Below are 16,703 nucleotides of genomic sequence, written 5' to 3'. Positions count from 1 at the left end.
CGATGACCACCACACTCGACCCCACGACCACCCCGACCGGCGGACCAGGAGGCGCGCCTCGTGACTCCGCGCTCGGTCGCGTCCGCGACGCCTTCCGTCGCAACACCACGCTCGTCAACATCGTCGGCCTGCTGGTCGCGATCGTGCTGCTGTACCTCTACCTGATGTTCAACGCGGTCGGCTTCTTCACCGTGGCGAACCAGAGCGGCCTGCTGCGCGACGCCGCGCTGATCGGCATCGCCGCCACCGGCATGACCCTGGTGATCATCGCCGGCGAGATCGACGTGAGCACCGGCCCCGCCGTCGCGCTCTCGTCGGTGATCGTCGCCGTCGCCATGACCCAGTGGGGGCTGCCCGCCCTGCTGGCGATCCTCATCACGCTCGTGGTCGGAGCCGGTTGGGGTGCCCTCGCCGGCGTGCTGCGGGCGAGGTTCCTCGTGCCGTCGTTCATCGCCACCCTCGGGCTCTGGAGCGTGCTGCGGGGCCTCGGCCAGTTCGGCACCGACGCCCTGCCCGTGCCGCTGCCGCTCGACGACCCGGTCATGCCGTTCCTCACCGGCACGGTGTTCGGCGTCCCGACGCCCGCCGTCGTGATGATCCTGGCCTTCCTCGTCTTCGCCTTCGTCGCCCGCAAGACCGCGTTCGGCCGCTCGGTCTTCGCGATCGGCGGCAACGCGGCGGCCGCCCGGCTGGCCGGCATCAAGGTGGCCCGGGTGCGCATCGTGCTGTTCGCGATCATGGGCATGCTCGGCGCCCTCAGCGGCGTGCTGCTCGCGGCCCGCCTCGGCTCGGGCAACGCCGGCGCCGCCAACGGCCTCGAGTTCGACGTCATCGCCGCGGTCGTCATCGGCGGCACCGCGATGTCGGGCGGCCGGGGCAGCCTGATCGGCACCTTCCTCGGCGTGATCTTCATCACCCTCATCGGCAACGGGCTCGTGCTGCTCGGCGTCGACTCCTTCCTGCAGAGCGTCGTCCGCGGTGTCATCATCGTGCTCGCCGTGCTGCTCAACGTCACCCTGTCCCGCAAGCGCGGGTCGATCGAAGAGAGCTAGACCATGACCACCACCGCACCCTCAGCCACCGCGTCCTCCGCCGGGGACGCGACCCGCGCCTCCTCGTCCCCCTCCGGCACCATGCAGGGCGTGTTCCTGCCCGGCGACGGCACCGCCGAGCTGCGGACGCACGACGTGCCGACGCCCGGCCCCGGGCAGGTGCTCGTGCAGGTCGGCGCGAGCGGCATCTGCGGCAGCGACATCGGCTTCATCTACCACGGCTACAAGACCCACAAGGGCCTCGACGGCGCCCCCGCCTACCAGGGCGTCGTCGCCGGCCACGAGCCGAGCGGCCGCATCGTCTCGGCGGGCCCCGGGGTCACGCGCTTCGGCGTCGGGGACGACGTCATCGTCTACCACATCCAGGGCTGCGGACGCTGCCGCAACTGCCGCTCGGGCTACTTCATCAGCTGCACCGACCAGCCGAACAAGGCGTCGTACGGCTGGCAGCGCGACGGCGGCCACGCCGAGTACGTCCTGGTCGACGAGTCGACCTGCGTGCCGTTGCCCGACGGGCTGTCGTTCGTCGACGGCGCCCTGATCGCCTGCGGATTCGGCACCGCCTACGAGGGCCTGCGCCGCACCGGCGTGCACGGCGGGGAGGACCTGCTCGTCGTCGGCCTCGGGCCGGTCGGCCTCGCCGCGGCGATGCTCGGCCGCATGCTCGGTGCCCGCCGGGTGATCGGCGTCGAGCGGTCGCCCGAGCGCATCGAGTTCGTCCGGGCGACCGGCCTGGTCGACGACGTCGTCCTCGCCGACGGCGACGCGGTCGCGAACGTGCTGGCCCTGACCGTTGGCGTCGGCTGCCAGGTCACGGTCGACTGCTCGGGCAGCACGCCCGGCCGCCTGACCGCGGTCGAGGCCGCGGCCGAGTGGGGTCGCGTCGGCCTGCTCGGCGAGGGCGGGCGTCTCGAGACCGAGGTCTCGGACACCCTGCTGCACAAGCAGCTCACCCTCACGGCGTCGTGGGTCACCTCGGTGCAGGGCATGGAGGACGTCGCGCGCATGATCGCCGCGGACGGCCTCAGCCCCGAGATCGTCGTCTCGCACCGGCTCCCGCTGACCGACGCCGACGAGGCGTACCGGATCGCCGCGGCCGGGGCCACGGGCAAGGTCGTGCTGATCCCGGCGGGTGCGCCCGTGCGCGAGGAGGCCGGCGCGCGCGAACCGGCTCCGCGCGCGTGACGTCCCGACCGGCCGTCGTCGAGGCGGGCACGCCCGAGCTGCCGCTGCTGCGGGTGACGACGCCCGACCTCGAGCTCGTCTTCGCACCCACCCGGGGCGGTCGGTTGCTGTCGCTGGTCGCCCACGGCCGCGAGCGGCTCTGGCGCGACCCGGATCTGGTCGACGCCGACCTCGCACCGGTCGTCCCCGTGGCCGCGTGGCCGGCGGGCGACGGCGACATGTCGACCTGGGCCAACGTGGGCGGCTCGAAGACCTGGCCGGCGCCGCAGGGCTGGTCGGGCCCCGACGAGTGGGCCGGCCCGCCCGACCCCGTGCTCGACTCGGGGCCGTGGGCGGTCGGGTGGCAGCTCGACGACGGGGCCGCGACCGTGGTGCTGACCAGCGCCGACGACGCCCGATCGGGTCTCCGCGTCGAGCGCCGCTTCACGGTGCCCGCCGTCGGCGCCGGGTTCCGCCAGACGGCGACCTTCACCAACGTCTCGGCCGTCCCGCGCACCTGGTCGATCTGGGAGGTCTGCCAGGTCGACACCCGAGGAGGCGCGGGTCGCCCCCTCGAGGACGCCGCGGTCGTCGTCGCCCACGCCGCGCCTCCCGTCGAGCTCGACCTCGGCGGCTGGGAGGGCGACGTCACGTCGTCGCGCCACGAGGACGACGTGCTGCTGCCGGTCGGGACCGGCGTGGCCAAGCGCGGCTACCCCGAGGCGTCGGGCTCCGCGGCCTACCGCGACCCCGACGGCACCACGCTCACGCTCGCCACCGAGCCAGCGGCCGGGGGCACCTGGCCCGACGGCGGCTCGAAGGTCGAGATCTGGCTGCAGCGCCCCACGGCGTCGCCGATCGGCGAGCTGGGCGACCTGCACCCCTCGGCGCACCTCGTCGAGCTCGAGGTGCTGGGGCCGCTCGTCACCCTCGCGCCGGGCGAGGCCACGAGCCTCGACGTCGCGTGGTCGGTGCAGCAAGGCTGAGCCGCTCCCGATCCCGTTCCGGCCATCGCCCTCGCACCCAGTTCCGAACCATGCACCCCGAAGCTTCCGGGTGCATCGTTCGAAACCGGGTGCAGCGCGGCACGGTTCACCTCCCGGACACCCGCCGCCCCTACGCTGACCGCGACAGCGCCTAGGGTTCCGGGGTCCCACGATCCGACTGGTCCGAGCGGCGCCACGGTCGGGCGCCATCGCCGGGCCGTCATCTGAACGGACAAAAGCCTGGAGGACCCGTTCGGCGCGCCCCGCGCCGAGCCGATGGGTCCTCGCATGTCCACCACCGCCCTCCTGCTCGTCCTCGCCGCCGCCGTCTGCCACGCCGGCTGGAACGTCGTCGCCCATGGGGTGAGCCGCCTCGGCACCCCCTTCCTCTGGTGGGGAGCCGTCGCCAGCACCGTGCTCTGGCTGCCGGTCGTCCCCTTCACGGGCGGCCTCGGGGCGAGCGTCGGCGGCCTCGCCGTGGGGGCAGGCGTCTCGGCCGTGCTGCACGTCGTCTACATGACGGTGCTGCAGCGCGGCTACGCCGTCGGCACCCTGTCGACCGTCTACGCGACGGCACGCGGCAGCGGCCCGGCGGTCAGCGCCGGCCTCGCCGTCCTGCTGCTCGGCGAGCAGCTCTCGGCGACGGCCGTGGTGGGCATCGCCGTGGTGGTCGCGGGCGTGGTGGCGACCGGGCTGATCGACCGGCGGCCGACCGGCTCTCCGGCGCCGCGCCTCCTGCACGGGCCGTCGACCGCGTCGACGCCGGCCGCCCCCGGCCCGGCGCGCCGTCGCCTCGACCCGGGCATCGCCTGGGGCCTGCTCACCGGCCTCGCCATCGCGAGCTACACGATCTGGGACGCCCACGCCCTGCGCACCTGGGGCCTCTCGCCCGTGTCGTTCATGGTCGGCGTGACGCTCGCCGAGGTCGTCTTCTACAGCGCGTCGCTCGGCCGGCGTCGGGGCGAGCTCGTCGCGGTCGCCCGCGCCCACTGGCCGCGGGTGCTGGCCTTCGGCGTGCTGTCGCCGCTGTCGTACATCCTCGTGCTGACGGCGATCCGGACGGCTCCGGTCGCCCTCGTCGCCCCGGCCCGCGAGACGAGCGTGGTGATGGTGGCCGTGTTCGGGGCGCTCGTCCTGCGTGAGGGCTCGCTCGTGAAGCGGCTCGCGGCCTCGGGCGTCGTGCTCGGCGGCATCGCCCTGCTCGCCCTCTGACGGGCGTCGCACGAGCCCAGGAGGCGCGGGTCGGCCTAGAGGAACCCGGTCACCGCGACGGCGACCGCGGCCAGCAGTGCGACGGCGGCGAGCACCTTCGACGACCCCATCACGAGTCGGCGCCTCGGCCCGCCGTCGTACGGCTCGTCGTCGGCGTCGCGCAGTTCGGGCGGGAGCTCGGCCTCACGGCGACGGCGCTCCTGCTCGAGGCGGGCGGCCCGTTCGACCCGCGCGACGCGCTCGGCCTCGTGTTGCCGAGCCTGCTCGGCCTCGCGGTCACGGGCGACGAGCAGCTCGAGTTCGCGGTGGGCCTCGTCCGACCAGGTCGCGAGGTCGTCGCCGGGGGAGTCGGGGGTGCCGTCGTCGTGTCGCATGCGGAGGCCTTCGTCGCGGGAGCAGGGCGGGGTGGTGGTCCGAGGGTAGACCGCCGCACCTGGACCCGCCATGGCCGGGACGGCACCCCGTCCCGTCCCGCGGGCGGCTCGCCCAGGTTAGGCAGACAAGAGGTGAACTCTCGTTGAACGGGCCTAAAGATAGGTTCCTATGTCGGTCGGGCGCGTGCCACCATCGTCACGTCCTGCTCCCACCCGAAAGGCCGTCATGACCCTCCGCCGTCCCCGCGCCGCGACCGCCCTCGTCGGCGCCGCCCTGCTCGCCGTCACGCTGTCCGCCTGCTCGACCCCCGCCTCCTCGGCCACCGGCTCGTCCGACGCGGAGGGCGGCTACGCGGTCGACGACAGCACCCTCGTCTTCGGCGTCGTGCCCGACTCGGTCGACACCGAGACGAACTACCAGCCGCTGATGGACTACATCGCGAAGGAGACCGGCAAGACGGTCGAGTACCACGAGTCGACGGACTACGCGGCCCTGATCGAGGCGAGCATCGCCGGCCAGATCGACGTCGCCTCGTTCTCGGGCTTCACCTACGTCACCGCCACGAACAACGGCGCCGAGCTCACCCCGATCTCGTCGATCACCACGGCCGAGGGCCAGGAGCCCGGCTACTACTCGCAGGCCATCGTGCCGAAGGGCAGCGACATCACGTCGATCGCCGACATGAAGGGCAAGAAGATCTGCTTCGTCGACCCGTCGTCGACCTCGGGCTACCTCTTCCCGAGCTACGCGCTGCTCGAGGCCGGCATCGACCCCGAGAAGGACATCACCCCGGTCTTCGCGGGCAAGCACGACGTCAGCGTGCAGAAGGTCGGCGAGGGCACCGAGTGCGACGCCGGCTTCGCCGAGGACAGCGAGGTCGCCAAGAGCGATGCCGTCGAGATGATCGACGAGCAGATGGTGCCCGGCGCGCCCATCGTCGAGTCGGACTCGCTGCCCGACGACGTCAAGGCCCAGCTGAAGGACATCCTCTCGAACGTCACCGCCGACGACATGGTCGCCGCGGGCATCGAGGGTGCCGACAGCGAGGGCTTCCGTGCCGTGTTCTTCCAGACCACCCCGGTCGACGACGCGTACTACGACCAGATCCGCGACATCTGCGAGAAGACGAACGCGTCGCAGTGCAAGGCCTGACCCGCACGACGTAGCACCTCCCCACCCCGGGAACCCGCCGGGACCCTCGCGCACGCGTGGGGGTCCCGGCGACGTCCCGGGGCCCGAGCACGACGAACCGGAGACGAACATGACCCCGCACACCGCCCCCGCCGAGACCGTCGTCCGGCTCGAGGGCATCACCAAGCGCTTCGGTGAGACCCTCGCGCTCGACGACGCCTCGATCAGCGTCCGACGCGGCGAGGTCGTCGTGCTGCTGGGCCTCTCCGGCTCGGGCAAGTCCACCCTGCTGCGTCACGTCGACGGCCTCGAACGGCCGACCGACGGCCGCGTCACGGTGCTCGGCCGCGAGGTCACCGAGCTCACCGGGCGGGCCCTGCGGCGGCTGCGCAGCGAGGTGGGGTTCATCTTCCAGCAGTTCGAACTCGTGCCGTCGCTGACCGTGCTCGAGAACGTCCTGACCGGCTCGCTCGCCACCGTGCGCGGGCCCCGGCTCGGGCTCTGGTCGTACGGCCGGGCCGCGAAGGCCGAGGCGCTCGCCCGGCTCGAGCGCGTCGGCCTGCTCGACCGGGCCTACCAGCGCGCCGACACCCTCTCGGGCGGCCAGCAGCAGCGCGTCGCCATCGCCCGGGCCCTCATGCAGCGCCCCCAGGTGCTGCTCGCGGACGAGCCCGTCGCCTCGCTCGACCCCGAGTCGAGCGACCAGGTGATGGCGCTGATCCGCGAGATCGCGGCCGACGAGGGCCTCACCGTCATCTGCAGCCTGCACCAGGTCGACCTCGCCCTCTCGTGGGCCGACCGCATCGTCGGGCTGCGCCACGGTCGGGTCGTGCTCGACACCGGGACCGAGGGCCTGTCGAAGGCCCAGGTGATGGAGATCTACGGCCGCGTCGCCACGAGCACCGACCAGATGGCAGCCATCGAGCTCGAACTCGCCGGGGACGCCGTCCGATGACCGCCGTCACCGAGCGCCCGCGCACGACCGGGGCGGCCCCCGCTCCCGTCACCGCGCCTCCTCGTCGCCGGGTCTCGCCCGAGCGCGTCGCGGCGGGCCTCACCCTCGTCGCCCTGCTGGTCGCGAGCCTCGTCGCCCTGCGCAGCGTCGACATCGACCCCGCGCGGATGCTGCAGAGCTGGGCCAACGCCGAGCGGTTCTTCGGCCGCGTCGGGGCGATCGAGTTCCCCCCGCTCGGCGAGCTGCTGCAGCTCACCGCCCTCACGCTCGGCCTCGTGATCTGCGGCACCCTGCTCGCCGCCGTCCTGTCGGTGCCGGTCGCCGTGCTCGCGGCCTCGAACACCACCCCCGGCCCCGCGTGGCGTGCGGCCGCCCGCTTCGTGACGGTGCTCGCCCGGGCCGTGCCCGACGTCGTGCTCGCCATGGTGTTCGTGCTGCTCTTCTCGCTCGGCACGCTGCCCGGCATCCTGGCCATCGGCCTGCACTCGGTCGGCATGATCTCGAAGCTCTTCGCCGACGCGATCGAGCAGATCGACGAGGGTCCGCGCACCGCCGTCCGTGCCGCCGGGGGCAGCCGCCTCCAGCAGTTCACCGCCGGCGTGCTGCCCCAGGTGCTGCCGTCGTGGGTGGCGACCGTGCTGCACCGCAACGACATCAACCTCCGCGGCAGCGTGATCCTCGGCTACGTCGGGGTCGTCGGCCTCGGCATGGAGATGTCGTTCGCCTTCAAGTCGCTCGACTACGGCCTCGGCCTCGGCTACGCCCTCGTCATCTTCGTTCTCTGCGTCGTGATGGAGATCGTCTCGAGCAGCGTCCGCGCCACCATGCTCGGCATCGCGCCGACCGGCCGCGGTCTCGGCGACCGCGTCGTCCGACGGGCCACCAGGAGGCGCGGTGCCGGTCACCCCGTCCCGTCGCGTCCCGTGCCCGCCACCGTCGAGTCCGCGCTCCGCCGACCGTGGGACCGCGCCCGTCGACGCACCGTCGCGTGGGGGTGGCTCGCGGTCGCCGTGGTCGTCGCGAGCATCGCCGTCTGCGACATCGCCTGGTCCGACCTCGTCACCGTCTGGGCGAAGGTGCCCGCCGTCGCGACGCAGTTCTGGCCGCCGTCGTTCGGCAGCTACGAGGCGTCGACGATGGTCGCCGCCATGGGCGAGACGATCGCCATCGCGCTGGCCGCGACCGTGCTGACCCTCGTCGCCTCGATCGTGGTCGGGTCGCTCGCGGCCCGCAACGTCGCCCCGAGCCGAGGGGCGCGCAGCGGCATGCGCCTGCTGCTCGTCGGCATCCGCGGGGTGCCCGAGGTGATCCTCGCCATCGTGCTGATCGTCGTCACCGGGCTCGGCACGCAGGCCGGCACCCTCGCCCTGGCGCTCGGCGGCGTCGGGCTGCTCGGCAAGCTGCTCGCCGACTCGTTCGAGGAGGTCTCGCCCGGCCCCGAGCGCGCCCTCTCGGCCACCGGGGCGAGTCGCGTGCAGGTCTACGCCGGGGCGACCCTGCCGCAGGGCACCCGGGCCCTGATCGGGCACACCTTCTACATGCTCGACACCAACCTGCGGGCCGCGACGCTGCTCGGCATCGTCGGTGCCGGGGGAGTCGGCTACTACCTGCTCAACGCCAGCCAGGGCTCGAACTACGGGACGGTCACGGCGATCGTGCTGATGATCCTCGTCACGGTCCTGGCCGTCGAGGGGCTCGCCATCTGGATGCGGAGGGTCTTCCGATGACCGCGACACACGACACGGCCCACGGCACGGCCCGTCACTCCGCGGCCCCGACCGCGGCGGCAGGGCACGCGGCGGCACCTAACGACGTGGTCGTCGTCGGCTCGGGCGTCGTCGGCCTCGGTGCCGCCCTCGCCGCCGTCGACCGGGGGCACTCGGTGCTGGTCGTCGACCGCTCCCCGGTGATCGGCGGCTCGACCGTGCGGAACTTCGGCCACCTCTGCCTCACCCCGCAGAGCGGCGAGGCCCGCCGCCACGCCCTCGCCGCCCGCGAGCTCTGGCTGCGGCTGGCCCGCGACGCCGGCTTCTGGCTGTCCCGGCGCGGCACGCTCGTCGCCGCCCGACACGTCGACGAGCTCGACCTGCTCGACGAGCTGGCCCTCGCCCGCACCGACCGCGTGCTGGGCGACCGGCCCGAGATCGAGCGGCTCGACGCGGCCGAGCTGTCGTCCCTGGCCCCGGTGGCTCCCGGTGCGGTCGTCGGCGGCGCCCTGCTCCCGTACGACCTGCAGGTCGACCCGAGGGAGGCGGCCGACGCGATCCGCCGGCACCTCGAGACGCGAGGGGTGCGCTTCCTGACCCGCACCTCCGTGGGGTCGGTCTCGTCGGGACGGGTCGAGACGAGCCGCGGTCCGATCGACGCCGGGACGGTCGTCGTCGCGACCAACCACGACCTCGACCAGCTGCTGCCCGACCTCGCCGACCGACACGCCCTCGAGCGCTGCGGCCTCGACATGCTGCGGGTCCGGGCCGACCTCGTCCGTCCGCTCGTCGCCCCGTTGCTGACCGGCTGGTCGCTGATCCGCTACAGCGCGTTCGCCGGCACCGGAGCGGCCGACGCGGTGCGGTCCCGACTGCACGCCGAGCGCCCGGACCTGGCCGCGATGGACCTCAACCAGATGTACACGCAGCTGCCCGACGGGTCGGTGATCGTCGGCGACAGCCACCGGAAGGGCGCCGCGATCGCGCCGTTCCAGGACGAAGGCATCGCCGACGCCTTCCTCGACGAGTTCCGCGTGCTGTTCGGCGCCGAGCCGGTGGTCACCGAGCGGTGGCAGGGCGTCTACGCCTCGGGCCGCGACGAGTTCGTCGTCGACGAGGTCGCCCCGGGCGTGCTCGTCACGGTCGTCTCGACCGGCATCGGCATGACCACCGGGCTCGGTCTCGCCGAGCACGTCGTCGGGGCACACCTCGACGGCGGGCGCGACCGGGCGCTCGACCGCCCCGCCCCGACCTCGACCGTCCCCTCGCCCGTCACCTCGGCCGTCCCCTCGCCCCTCACAGAGAGCCCCACCGCATGAGCACCACGACCGCCACCACCCCCGCCTCGTCCGGCACCCCCGCCGCCGAGGCCGCGACCCCGATCGAGCTCGTCGTGCTCGACATGGCCGGCACGACCGTCGTCGACGACGGCGTGGTCGAGCAGGCCTTCGCCCGCGTCGCCGACCGGGTCGACCTCGGCCCGACGCTGAGTCGCGACGAGGCCCTGCAGTACGTCCGCGACACGATGGGCCGCTCCAAGATCGAGGTCTTCCGGCACCTCACCGGGGGCGACGAGGCGCTCGCGCAGCGCGCGAACGACGAGTTCGAGGTGGCCTACGGCGAGCTCGTCGACGAGTCGGGAGTCGAGCCGATCGAGGGCGCGGGCGACCTCGTCGACGCACTCCGCGCCTCCGGGGTCTCGGTCGTCCTGACCACGGGCTTCTCGCCCGTCACGCGCGACCGCCTGCTCGACGCGCTCGGCTGGACGGTCGACGCCGCCCTCTCGCCCGTCGACGCCGGCCGCGGCCGACCCGCACCCGACCTCGTGCTGACCGCGCTGCTGCGCACCCGTGCCTCGTCGGTCGCCGCCGTCGCGGTCGTCGGCGACACCGTCAGCGACGTCCTCTCGGGGCGCTCCGCCGGTGCGGGCCTCGTCGTCGGCGTGACGACCGGCGCGCACACCCGCGAGCAGCTGCTCGCCGCGGGGGCCGACGTCGTGCTCGAGAGCGTCCGCGACCTCGTCGGGCTGCCGGCCTTCGCCGGGGTCGCGGCCGCCGGCGCGTCGACGACCGCGGTCGCGTGACCACCGCCCTGCCGCGGACGGGGGTGCCGCCGCGGACGACGGACCAGGAGGCGCGGGTCGCGTCCGTGACGGACCCCACCTCCCCGGCCGCGCTGCCCCTCGACCCGGCCCCGACCGCCATGGTGTGGCTCGAACCCGGCCGTCCGCACGAGGCCGTCGCGGTGCCCTCGGTCGTCCTCGAGCCCGGTGACGCCCTCGTCGAGGTCGAGCTGGCGACGATCTGCGGCTCGGACGTGCACACCACCCGGGGCGACCGGAGCGCGCCCGCCCCGCTCGTCCTCGGGCACGAGCAGGTCGGTCGCGTGGTCGCCCTCGGGCCGGGGGCGGTCGCCGTGGACGGGGCGCCGCTCGCCGCCGGGCAACGCGTCGTCTGGTCGCTGACCGTCTCGTGCGGTCGATGCGCCACCTGCCGACGCGACCTGCCGCAGAAGTGCGAGTCGGTGCGGAAGTACGGTCACGAGCGGCTCGTCACGGGCTGGGAACTGAGCGGCGGCTTCGCGACGCACGTGCACGTGCGGTCGGGCACGGCGATCGTCCCGGTCGAGGCCGACCTGCCCGCCGAGCTGCTGGCCCCGGTGTCGTGCGGCACGGCGACGGCCGTGGCGGCCCTCGACGCCGCCTCGGCGATCGTGCCCCTGGACGGTGCCGTGGTGCTCGTCACGGGGGCCGGGCTGATCGGCCTCACGGCGACCGCGCTGGCCACCGACGCCGGGGCCCGGGTGGTCGTCGTCGACCCCGATCCCGCCCGCCGTCGGCTCGCCGTCCGCTTCGGAGCGGTCGCGACGGTCGACCCTACGGCTGCCCCCGACTCCGACGACGGCCTCAGCGCCGCGTTCTCCGTCGCGGGCGGTGCCCCGCTCGTCGCCGTGGAGGCCTCGGGGTCGCCGCACGCCGTGGCCTCGGCGCTCGCCGCGCTGGGCGTCGGCGGCGTGGCCGTGCTCGTCGGCAGCGTCTTCCCCGCCCCGGCGGTGCCGCTCGACGCCGAGAGCGTCGTCCGACGTCTCGTGACCCTCCGTGGCGTGCACAACTACGCCCCGCGGCACCTCGTCGAGGCCGCCCGCTTCGTCGAACGGAGGCACGCGGCCTGGCCGCTCGACGCCCTCGTGGGCGAGGTCGTCGCCCTGCGCGACCTCGACGCCGGCATCGCGGCGGCCGCCGCCGGCGGGTCGGTGCGGGTGGGCGTCCGGCCGGAGTGACCGGGGGCGGTGGCGGCCTGCGGGGGCTGCCCCGCGCCTCCTGCGTCCTGCCTCCTGCGTCCGCGGACGCGGGAGGGGTGCGGGTCGGCGCCGCTCAGGGGCCGATCGCGCGGATGAAGTGGTCGCCCTCGCGGGCCCGGCCCGACGCCGAGACGGTGAAGCGGACGATGTCGCTGCGGTACCGGTCGTCCGAGGCCTCGAAGGTGCGGCCGTCGGGGCCGCGCGTGATGCGGTGCAGCCGCAGGATCGGCGTGCCGGGCTCGACCCCGAGCAGTTCGGCGTCGAGCTCGTCGGCGGCGACCGCGTCGATCTCGTGGTCGATGTCGGCGTAGCCGAAGCCCCGCGAGTCGAGGTACTCGGTGATCGACACCGTGTCGAGGTCGACGTCGAACAGCACGCGGCCGACCTCCTCGATGAAGGTCAGGCGCTCGAGCATGGTCGGGCGGCCGTCGACGAGTCGCAGCCGGACGACGTCGACCACGAGGGCGCCCGGCTCGATGCCGAGCGACCGGGCCTTGTCGTCGTCGGCGCGGCGCAGCGACACCTCCTGCGTGCGGGCGCCGGGCTCGCCGCCGACGTCGCGCACCCACTTGGTGAAGGGGATCGACACGTCGACCGGGTGGTGCGCCTTGCGTGCGACGACCCGCGCCGGGCGGCCGCGCCGGGTCTCGACCAGGCCCTCGGAGCGCAGGGCGGCGAGGGCGTTGCGGATCGGCCCGCGGGAGGTGCGCCACTGCTCGGCCAGCTCGCCCTCGCTCGGCACGTCGTCGCCGACCGCGAGGTCGCCGCTCAGGATGCGCCGCCGCAGGTCGTCGGCGATCTGCTCGTAGAGGGTCGAAGGCACGTGCGGATCTTACCGAGCGGTGCGGTCGGGCTCGTCATGGGCCCCGGTCGCGACGACGAACCCCGTTCGCGAAGACGAACCCCGTTTCATCGGGGTTCTCCTTCGCGAACGGGGTTCATCCCGTCGTCGCGCCGAGGGGGTCACCACCAGGGCTTCCCACCGCGACCCGCCCCTGTCGTAGCGTCGAGGGCATGGACACCGAGAGCGAGATCCGCGACTTCCTGACCAGCCGACGGGCGCGGGTGCGGCCCGAGCAGGTCGAGCTGCCGGGCGGCCCCGGACGCCGCGTGCCCGGACTGCGGCGGAGCGAGGTGGCGCTGCTCGCGGGCGTCAGCGTCGAGTACTACACGCGGCTCGAACGCGGGCGCCTCGGCGGGGTGTCCGAGGTCGTGCTCGACTCGCTCGCGACCGCCCTGCTGCTCGACGACGCCGAACGCGAGCACCTGGCCGACCTCGCCCGTGCCGCGAACGAGTCGCCCGTGCGCGCCCGGCGACGACGCCGTCCGCCCGAGACCGTCTCGCGCAGCATGCAGCTCGTGCTCGACGCCGTCACGGCCGGGCCCGCGTTCGTCCGCAACGGGCGCATGGACGTCCTCGCCGAGAACGCACTCTTCCGCGCGCTCTACTCCGACCTCTACGCCCTCGACGAGCGGCCGGTCAACCTCGCCCGCTTCGTCTTCCTGCACCGCGAGCAGGCCGAGGCCTTCTACCCGTCGTGGTCGGTGGCCGCCGACATCAACGTCGCGATCCTGCGCACCGAGGCCGGCCGCGACCCCCACGACCGCGCCCTGCACGACCTGATCGGCGAACTGTCCACCCGCAGCGACGAGTTCCGCGTGCGCTGGGGCGCCCACGAGGTGCGCCACCACACGTCCGGCCAGAAGCGCTTCCACCACCCGGTCGTCGGTCAGCTCGACATGGTCTACGAGGCCATGGAGCCGATGGGCCGCCCGGGCCTGAACTTCCTCGTCTACAGCGCCGAGCCCGGCTCGCCGACCGAGGAGCGCCTCCGCCTCCTCGCCAGCTGGGCGGCGCCGCAGGCCGACCCGGCGGTCGTCCGCGCCGACGCCCCGGACCGACCCGACGTCGCGAGCGGACCGCGCGAGGCGGCCGGATCGTGAGCCGCCTCGCGATGTGGTGGCGCGCCTCCTGCGAGATCTCCGACCTCACGCGCGACCGAGAGCAGGAGGCGCGGGTGCTGGACGAGATGGCGGTGCGTCTCCAGCCGGGCCCCTGGGCGATCGCCGCGCTCTTCCACCGCCGCGCGCCCGGCGCGACCGACGCCGCAGAGGCCTCCGCCACCATGGAGAACCAACCACCCCCGAACGCCGAGGAGGCACGACCGTGAAGTACACCCGTCTGGGCAGCACAGGGCTGAAGGTCAGCCGCATCGGCCTCGGCTGCATGAGCTACGGCGACCCCACCCGGGGCCTGCACTCGTGGACGCTCGACGAGGCGGCCTCGGCACCGTTCTTCCGCCAGGCCGTCGAGCTCGGGGTCACCTTCTGGGACACCGCGAACGTCTACCAGCAGGGCACCGGCGAGGAGTTCGTCGGCCGCGCGATGCGCGAGTACTCCCGCCGCGAGGACGTCGTGCTGGCGACGAAGGTCAGCGGTCGCATGCACGACGGTCCGGGGGGAGCAGGTCTGTCACGCGGGGCGATCCTCGAGCAGGTCGACGCGTCGCTCACGCGACTCGGCACCGACCACGTCGACCTGTACCAGATCCACCGCTTCGACCCCGAGACCCCGGTGGAGGAGACGATGGAGGCGCTCCACGACCTGGTCCGGGCAGGCAAGGTCCGGTACACGGGCGCCTCGAGCATGTTCGCCTGGCAGTTCGCGAAGATGCAGACCGCCGCCGTGGTCAACGGCTGGACGCCGTTCTCGACCATGCAGGACCAGTACAACCTGCTGAAGCGCGAGGAGGAACGCGAGATGATCCCGCTCTGCGCCGACCTCGGCGTCGGGCTCGTGCCCTACTCGCCGCAGGGCAAGGGGCGGCTGACGCGACCGCGTGGCGCGACCACCGAGCGGTCCGCCGTCGACGAGGTCGCGAAGGCCTTCGACGCCGACGAGGACGGCCCGATCATCGACGCCGTCGAGCAGGTCGCCGCCGAGCACGGGGTGTCGATGGCCCAGGTCGCCGTGGCGTGGGTGCTGCGGAACCCCGTCGTCTCGGCGCCGATCGTCGGCGCGACGAAGCCGCACCACCTCGCCGACGCCGTCGCCGCCCTGGACGTCGAGCTGACCGACGACGACGTCCGCCGCCTCGAGGAGCCCTACCGGCCGCAGTCACCGTTCTGGTGGTGACCGGACGGCCACATCTCGATCGTGTGATCGATCGGTCACGGGATGGTCTGGTAATCGATCGGTTACGTCGCTAACCTGTAGCCGATCGGCTACAGGAGTCGGCGACCTCGGAGGGCCACATGCGAATCGACACCGTCTTCGCCGTGGGCGACCTCGTGCACGAGCGGCGAATCGCGCTCGGATGGTCGCAAGATCGCCTGGCGACGACGATGGGTGTCAGCCGTGCGTGGGTGAACAGGTTCGAGGCCGGCAAGGGGACGGCGCAGCTCCGCCTGGTGCTCGACGCGCTGCAGGCACTGGGAATCGTCCTCGAGGCCTCCGAGCGTGAGCCGGGGCAGGCCGATGGCTGACCTGCTCGCCTATCTCGACGGGACTCTCGCGGGAACCTTCGCGATGAACGCGTCCGGTCGGGTGACCTTCGCGTACGACGGCGACTACCGCTCACAGGCGACCCCGACCCCGATGTCGCTCTCCATGCGGCCGACCCGCGCCGAGTGGCCTTCCCGGGCGGCCGGTCCGTTCCTCGCGGGCCTGCTGCCCGACAGCCCCGAACGACTCGCCGAACTCGCCAGTCGGTACCGGACGAGCCAACACCCGTTCCGCCTGCTCGAGAGCGTCGGGCGCGACGCTGCCGGTGCCGTGCAGCTGCTTCCTCCCGACGAGGCGTCGAGCGATGCCGCATCGCGGACGGGAGACGTCGAGCGGCTCACCGATGACGACGTCGCCGTCCTCCTCGCCAGTGCGTCCCGTGATCCGGGAGCCTGGGGGAGGGACGACCACGGCGGTCGCTGGTCGCTGGCCGGGGCGCAGAGCAAGGTGGCGCTGTTCCGGTTCCCGGACGGCTCCTGGGGGGTTCCCCGGGATTCCACCCCGACGACGCACATCCTCAAGCCGACGGCCGCCGCTCTGCCCGACCATGACGTGAACGAGTTCGTGTCGATGGCTGCTGCCCGGGCGTTGGGACTCGAGGTGGCCGACCACGAGCTGATGAGGACGGCTGCGGGCACTCACGTCTTCGTGACCCGGCGTTTCGATCGCGTCGAGCGGGACGGAGTGTGGCACCGGCTGCACCAGGAGGACTTCTGCCAGGCCATGAGCGTCGACCCGTCACACAAGTACCAAGATCAGGGCGGGCCGTCCGTTCGGCAGATCGCCCGGGTCGTCGCCGAGAACATACCCGACCACGGCGTCCGTTCCGTCACGCAGCGAGCACTCTTCGAGGCTCTCGTGTTCACCGTGGCCTCCCAGAACACCGACGCACACGCGAAGAACTACTCGCTCACGTTGAGCGGCTCCGACGTTCGACTCGCGCCGCTCTACGACCTCGGCTCACATTCGCCCTATCCGACCCGAGGCGGTGCCCCCCTGCGCTCGGCGATGTCGATCGGCGACGAGTACGCGCTCGACTCGATCGGCGAACCGGAGTTCCGTGACGCCGCGAGGTCGTTCGCGATCCCCGCGGACGAGGCGGTGCATCGGTACCGGCGCATCGTCGGCGGCGTCGCCGAGGCCTTCGAGGTGGCCGCCGCGCAGATCGACGAGCCGTTCGCCGCCACGCTTTCCGAGTCCGTCGCGGCCAACGCGTCGCGTCGGGGCTGGAGCTAGGTCGCAGGCGGTGGGCGGCGGACGGTCCCCCCCCCCCCCCCCCCCCCCCCCCCCCCCCCCCCCCCCCCCCCCCCCCCCCCC

The 16,703-nt window shown here is 73.6% G+C and carries 17 protein-coding genes; 15 read left to right on the top strand and 2 right to left on the bottom strand.

Annotated features, from left to right (window positions below):
- Nucleotides 1-2: 2 nt before the first annotated feature.
- The 4 genes from QRN23_RS00085 (at nucleotide 3) to QRN23_RS00070 (ending at nucleotide 4,414) form a co-directional block, all read left to right on the top strand.
- Nucleotides 3-1,052 carry an ABC transporter permease gene (locus tag QRN23_RS00085; protein WP_043594640.1) on the top strand — a complete coding sequence of 350 codons (1,050 nt, stop codon included), beginning with the start codon at nucleotides 3-5 and terminating at the stop codon, nucleotides 1,050-1,052.
- A gap of 3 nt (nucleotides 1,053-1,055) precedes the next feature.
- Nucleotides 1,056-2,237 carry a zinc-dependent alcohol dehydrogenase family protein gene (locus tag QRN23_RS00080; RefSeq protein WP_201298890.1) on the top strand — a complete coding sequence of 394 codons (1,182 nt, stop codon included), beginning with the start codon at nucleotides 1,056-1,058 and terminating at the stop codon, nucleotides 2,235-2,237.
- Complete coding sequence (locus tag QRN23_RS00075) at nucleotides 2,234-3,202, top strand: hypothetical protein (RefSeq protein WP_159824731.1); 969 nt, start codon at nucleotides 2,234-2,236, stop codon at nucleotides 3,200-3,202. Before QRN23_RS00080 ends, QRN23_RS00075 begins: the two co-directional genes overlap by 4 nt.
- A gap of 288 nt (nucleotides 3,203-3,490) precedes the next feature.
- The gene (locus QRN23_RS00070) at nucleotides 3,491-4,414 is read left to right on the top strand and encodes an EamA family transporter (protein ID WP_056043961.1); all 924 of its coding nucleotides are present in this window, start codon (nucleotides 3,491-3,493) and stop codon (nucleotides 4,412-4,414) included.
- Between the two features lie 35 nt (nucleotides 4,415-4,449).
- Here QRN23_RS00070 and QRN23_RS00065 read toward each other — a convergent pair whose 3' ends face one another.
- Nucleotides 4,450-4,788 carry a hypothetical protein gene (locus QRN23_RS00065; RefSeq protein ID WP_200413440.1) on the bottom strand — a complete coding sequence of 113 codons (339 nt, stop codon included), beginning with the start codon at nucleotides 4,786-4,788 and terminating at the stop codon, nucleotides 4,450-4,452.
- Nucleotides 4,789-5,014: 226 nt separating this feature from the next.
- Between QRN23_RS00065 and QRN23_RS00060 the strand changes: the two genes are divergently transcribed.
- The 6 genes from QRN23_RS00060 to QRN23_RS00035 all read left to right on the top strand — a co-directional run bounded on the left by QRN23_RS00060 (nucleotide 5,015) and on the right by QRN23_RS00035 (nucleotide 11,860).
- Nucleotides 5,015-5,941, top strand: coding sequence for a phosphate/phosphite/phosphonate ABC transporter substrate-binding protein (locus tag QRN23_RS00060; RefSeq protein WP_285061868.1), 927 nt, complete (start codon nucleotides 5,015-5,017; stop codon nucleotides 5,939-5,941).
- Nucleotides 5,942-6,050: 109 nt separating this feature from the next.
- A complete protein-coding gene (phnC, locus tag QRN23_RS00055; protein WP_285061866.1) occupies nucleotides 6,051-6,875 on the top strand; it encodes a phosphonate ABC transporter ATP-binding protein in 825 nt (274 codons plus the stop codon).
- Nucleotides 6,872-8,602: a phosphonate ABC transporter, permease protein PhnE gene (gene phnE / locus QRN23_RS00050; protein ID WP_285061865.1), complete on the top strand. Its 1,731-nt coding sequence runs from the start codon at nucleotides 6,872-6,874 to the stop codon at nucleotides 8,600-8,602. The genes phnC and phnE overlap by 4 nt, the downstream gene beginning before the upstream one ends.
- The gene (locus QRN23_RS00045) at nucleotides 8,599-9,900 is read left to right on the top strand and encodes a TIGR03364 family FAD-dependent oxidoreductase (protein ID WP_285061864.1); all 1,302 of its coding nucleotides are present in this window, start codon (nucleotides 8,599-8,601) and stop codon (nucleotides 9,898-9,900) included. The genes phnE and QRN23_RS00045 overlap by 4 nt, the downstream gene beginning before the upstream one ends.
- Nucleotides 9,897-10,664, top strand: a complete 768-nt coding sequence (locus QRN23_RS00040; RefSeq protein WP_159824743.1) for a phosphonatase-like hydrolase — start codon at nucleotides 9,897-9,899, stop codon at nucleotides 10,662-10,664. Before QRN23_RS00045 ends, QRN23_RS00040 begins: the two co-directional genes overlap by 4 nt.
- Entirely contained in the window at nucleotides 10,661-11,860 is a 1,200-nt protein-coding gene (locus tag QRN23_RS00035) for an alcohol dehydrogenase catalytic domain-containing protein (protein WP_285061861.1), read from the top strand. The genes QRN23_RS00040 and QRN23_RS00035 overlap by 4 nt, the downstream gene beginning before the upstream one ends.
- Nucleotides 11,861-11,954: 94 nt before the next feature.
- Here QRN23_RS00035 and QRN23_RS00030 read toward each other — a convergent pair whose 3' ends face one another.
- The gene (locus tag QRN23_RS00030; protein WP_043594651.1) at nucleotides 11,955-12,704 is read right to left on the bottom strand and encodes a GntR family transcriptional regulator; all 750 of its coding nucleotides are present in this window, start codon (nucleotides 12,702-12,704) and stop codon (nucleotides 11,955-11,957) included.
- 191 nt (nucleotides 12,705-12,895) lie between these two features.
- Here QRN23_RS00030 and QRN23_RS00025 point away from each other — a divergent pair, with 191 nt between their 5' ends.
- The 5 genes from QRN23_RS00025 (at nucleotide 12,896) to QRN23_RS00005 (ending at nucleotide 16,622) form a co-directional block, all read left to right on the top strand.
- Nucleotides 12,896-13,825, top strand: coding sequence for a helix-turn-helix transcriptional regulator (locus tag QRN23_RS00025; RefSeq protein WP_082460081.1), 930 nt, complete (start codon nucleotides 12,896-12,898; stop codon nucleotides 13,823-13,825).
- Nucleotides 13,822-14,052 carry a hypothetical protein gene (locus QRN23_RS00020; protein ID WP_123571394.1) on the top strand — a complete coding sequence of 77 codons (231 nt, stop codon included), beginning with the start codon at nucleotides 13,822-13,824 and terminating at the stop codon, nucleotides 14,050-14,052. The genes QRN23_RS00025 and QRN23_RS00020 overlap by 4 nt, the downstream gene beginning before the upstream one ends.
- Entirely contained in the window at nucleotides 14,049-15,017 is a 969-nt protein-coding gene (locus tag QRN23_RS00015) for an aldo/keto reductase (protein WP_200413148.1), read from the top strand. The genes QRN23_RS00020 and QRN23_RS00015 overlap by 4 nt, the downstream gene beginning before the upstream one ends.
- A 119-nt stretch (nucleotides 15,018-15,136) precedes the next feature.
- Nucleotides 15,137-15,367, top strand: a complete 231-nt coding sequence (locus QRN23_RS00010; protein ID WP_056043935.1) for a helix-turn-helix domain-containing protein — start codon at nucleotides 15,137-15,139, stop codon at nucleotides 15,365-15,367.
- Complete coding sequence (locus QRN23_RS00005) at nucleotides 15,360-16,622, top strand: HipA domain-containing protein (protein ID WP_285061852.1); 1,263 nt, start codon at nucleotides 15,360-15,362, stop codon at nucleotides 16,620-16,622. Before QRN23_RS00010 ends, QRN23_RS00005 begins: the two co-directional genes overlap by 8 nt.
- The last annotated feature ends 81 nt before the right edge of the window (nucleotides 16,623-16,703 follow it).

The organism is Frigoribacterium sp. ME-P-080 (assembly GCF_030209595.1).
Classification (GTDB): Bacteria; Actinomycetota; Actinomycetes; order Actinomycetales; family Microbacteriaceae; genus Frigoribacterium.
This window is presented reverse-complemented; position numbering and strand designations above follow the sequence as displayed.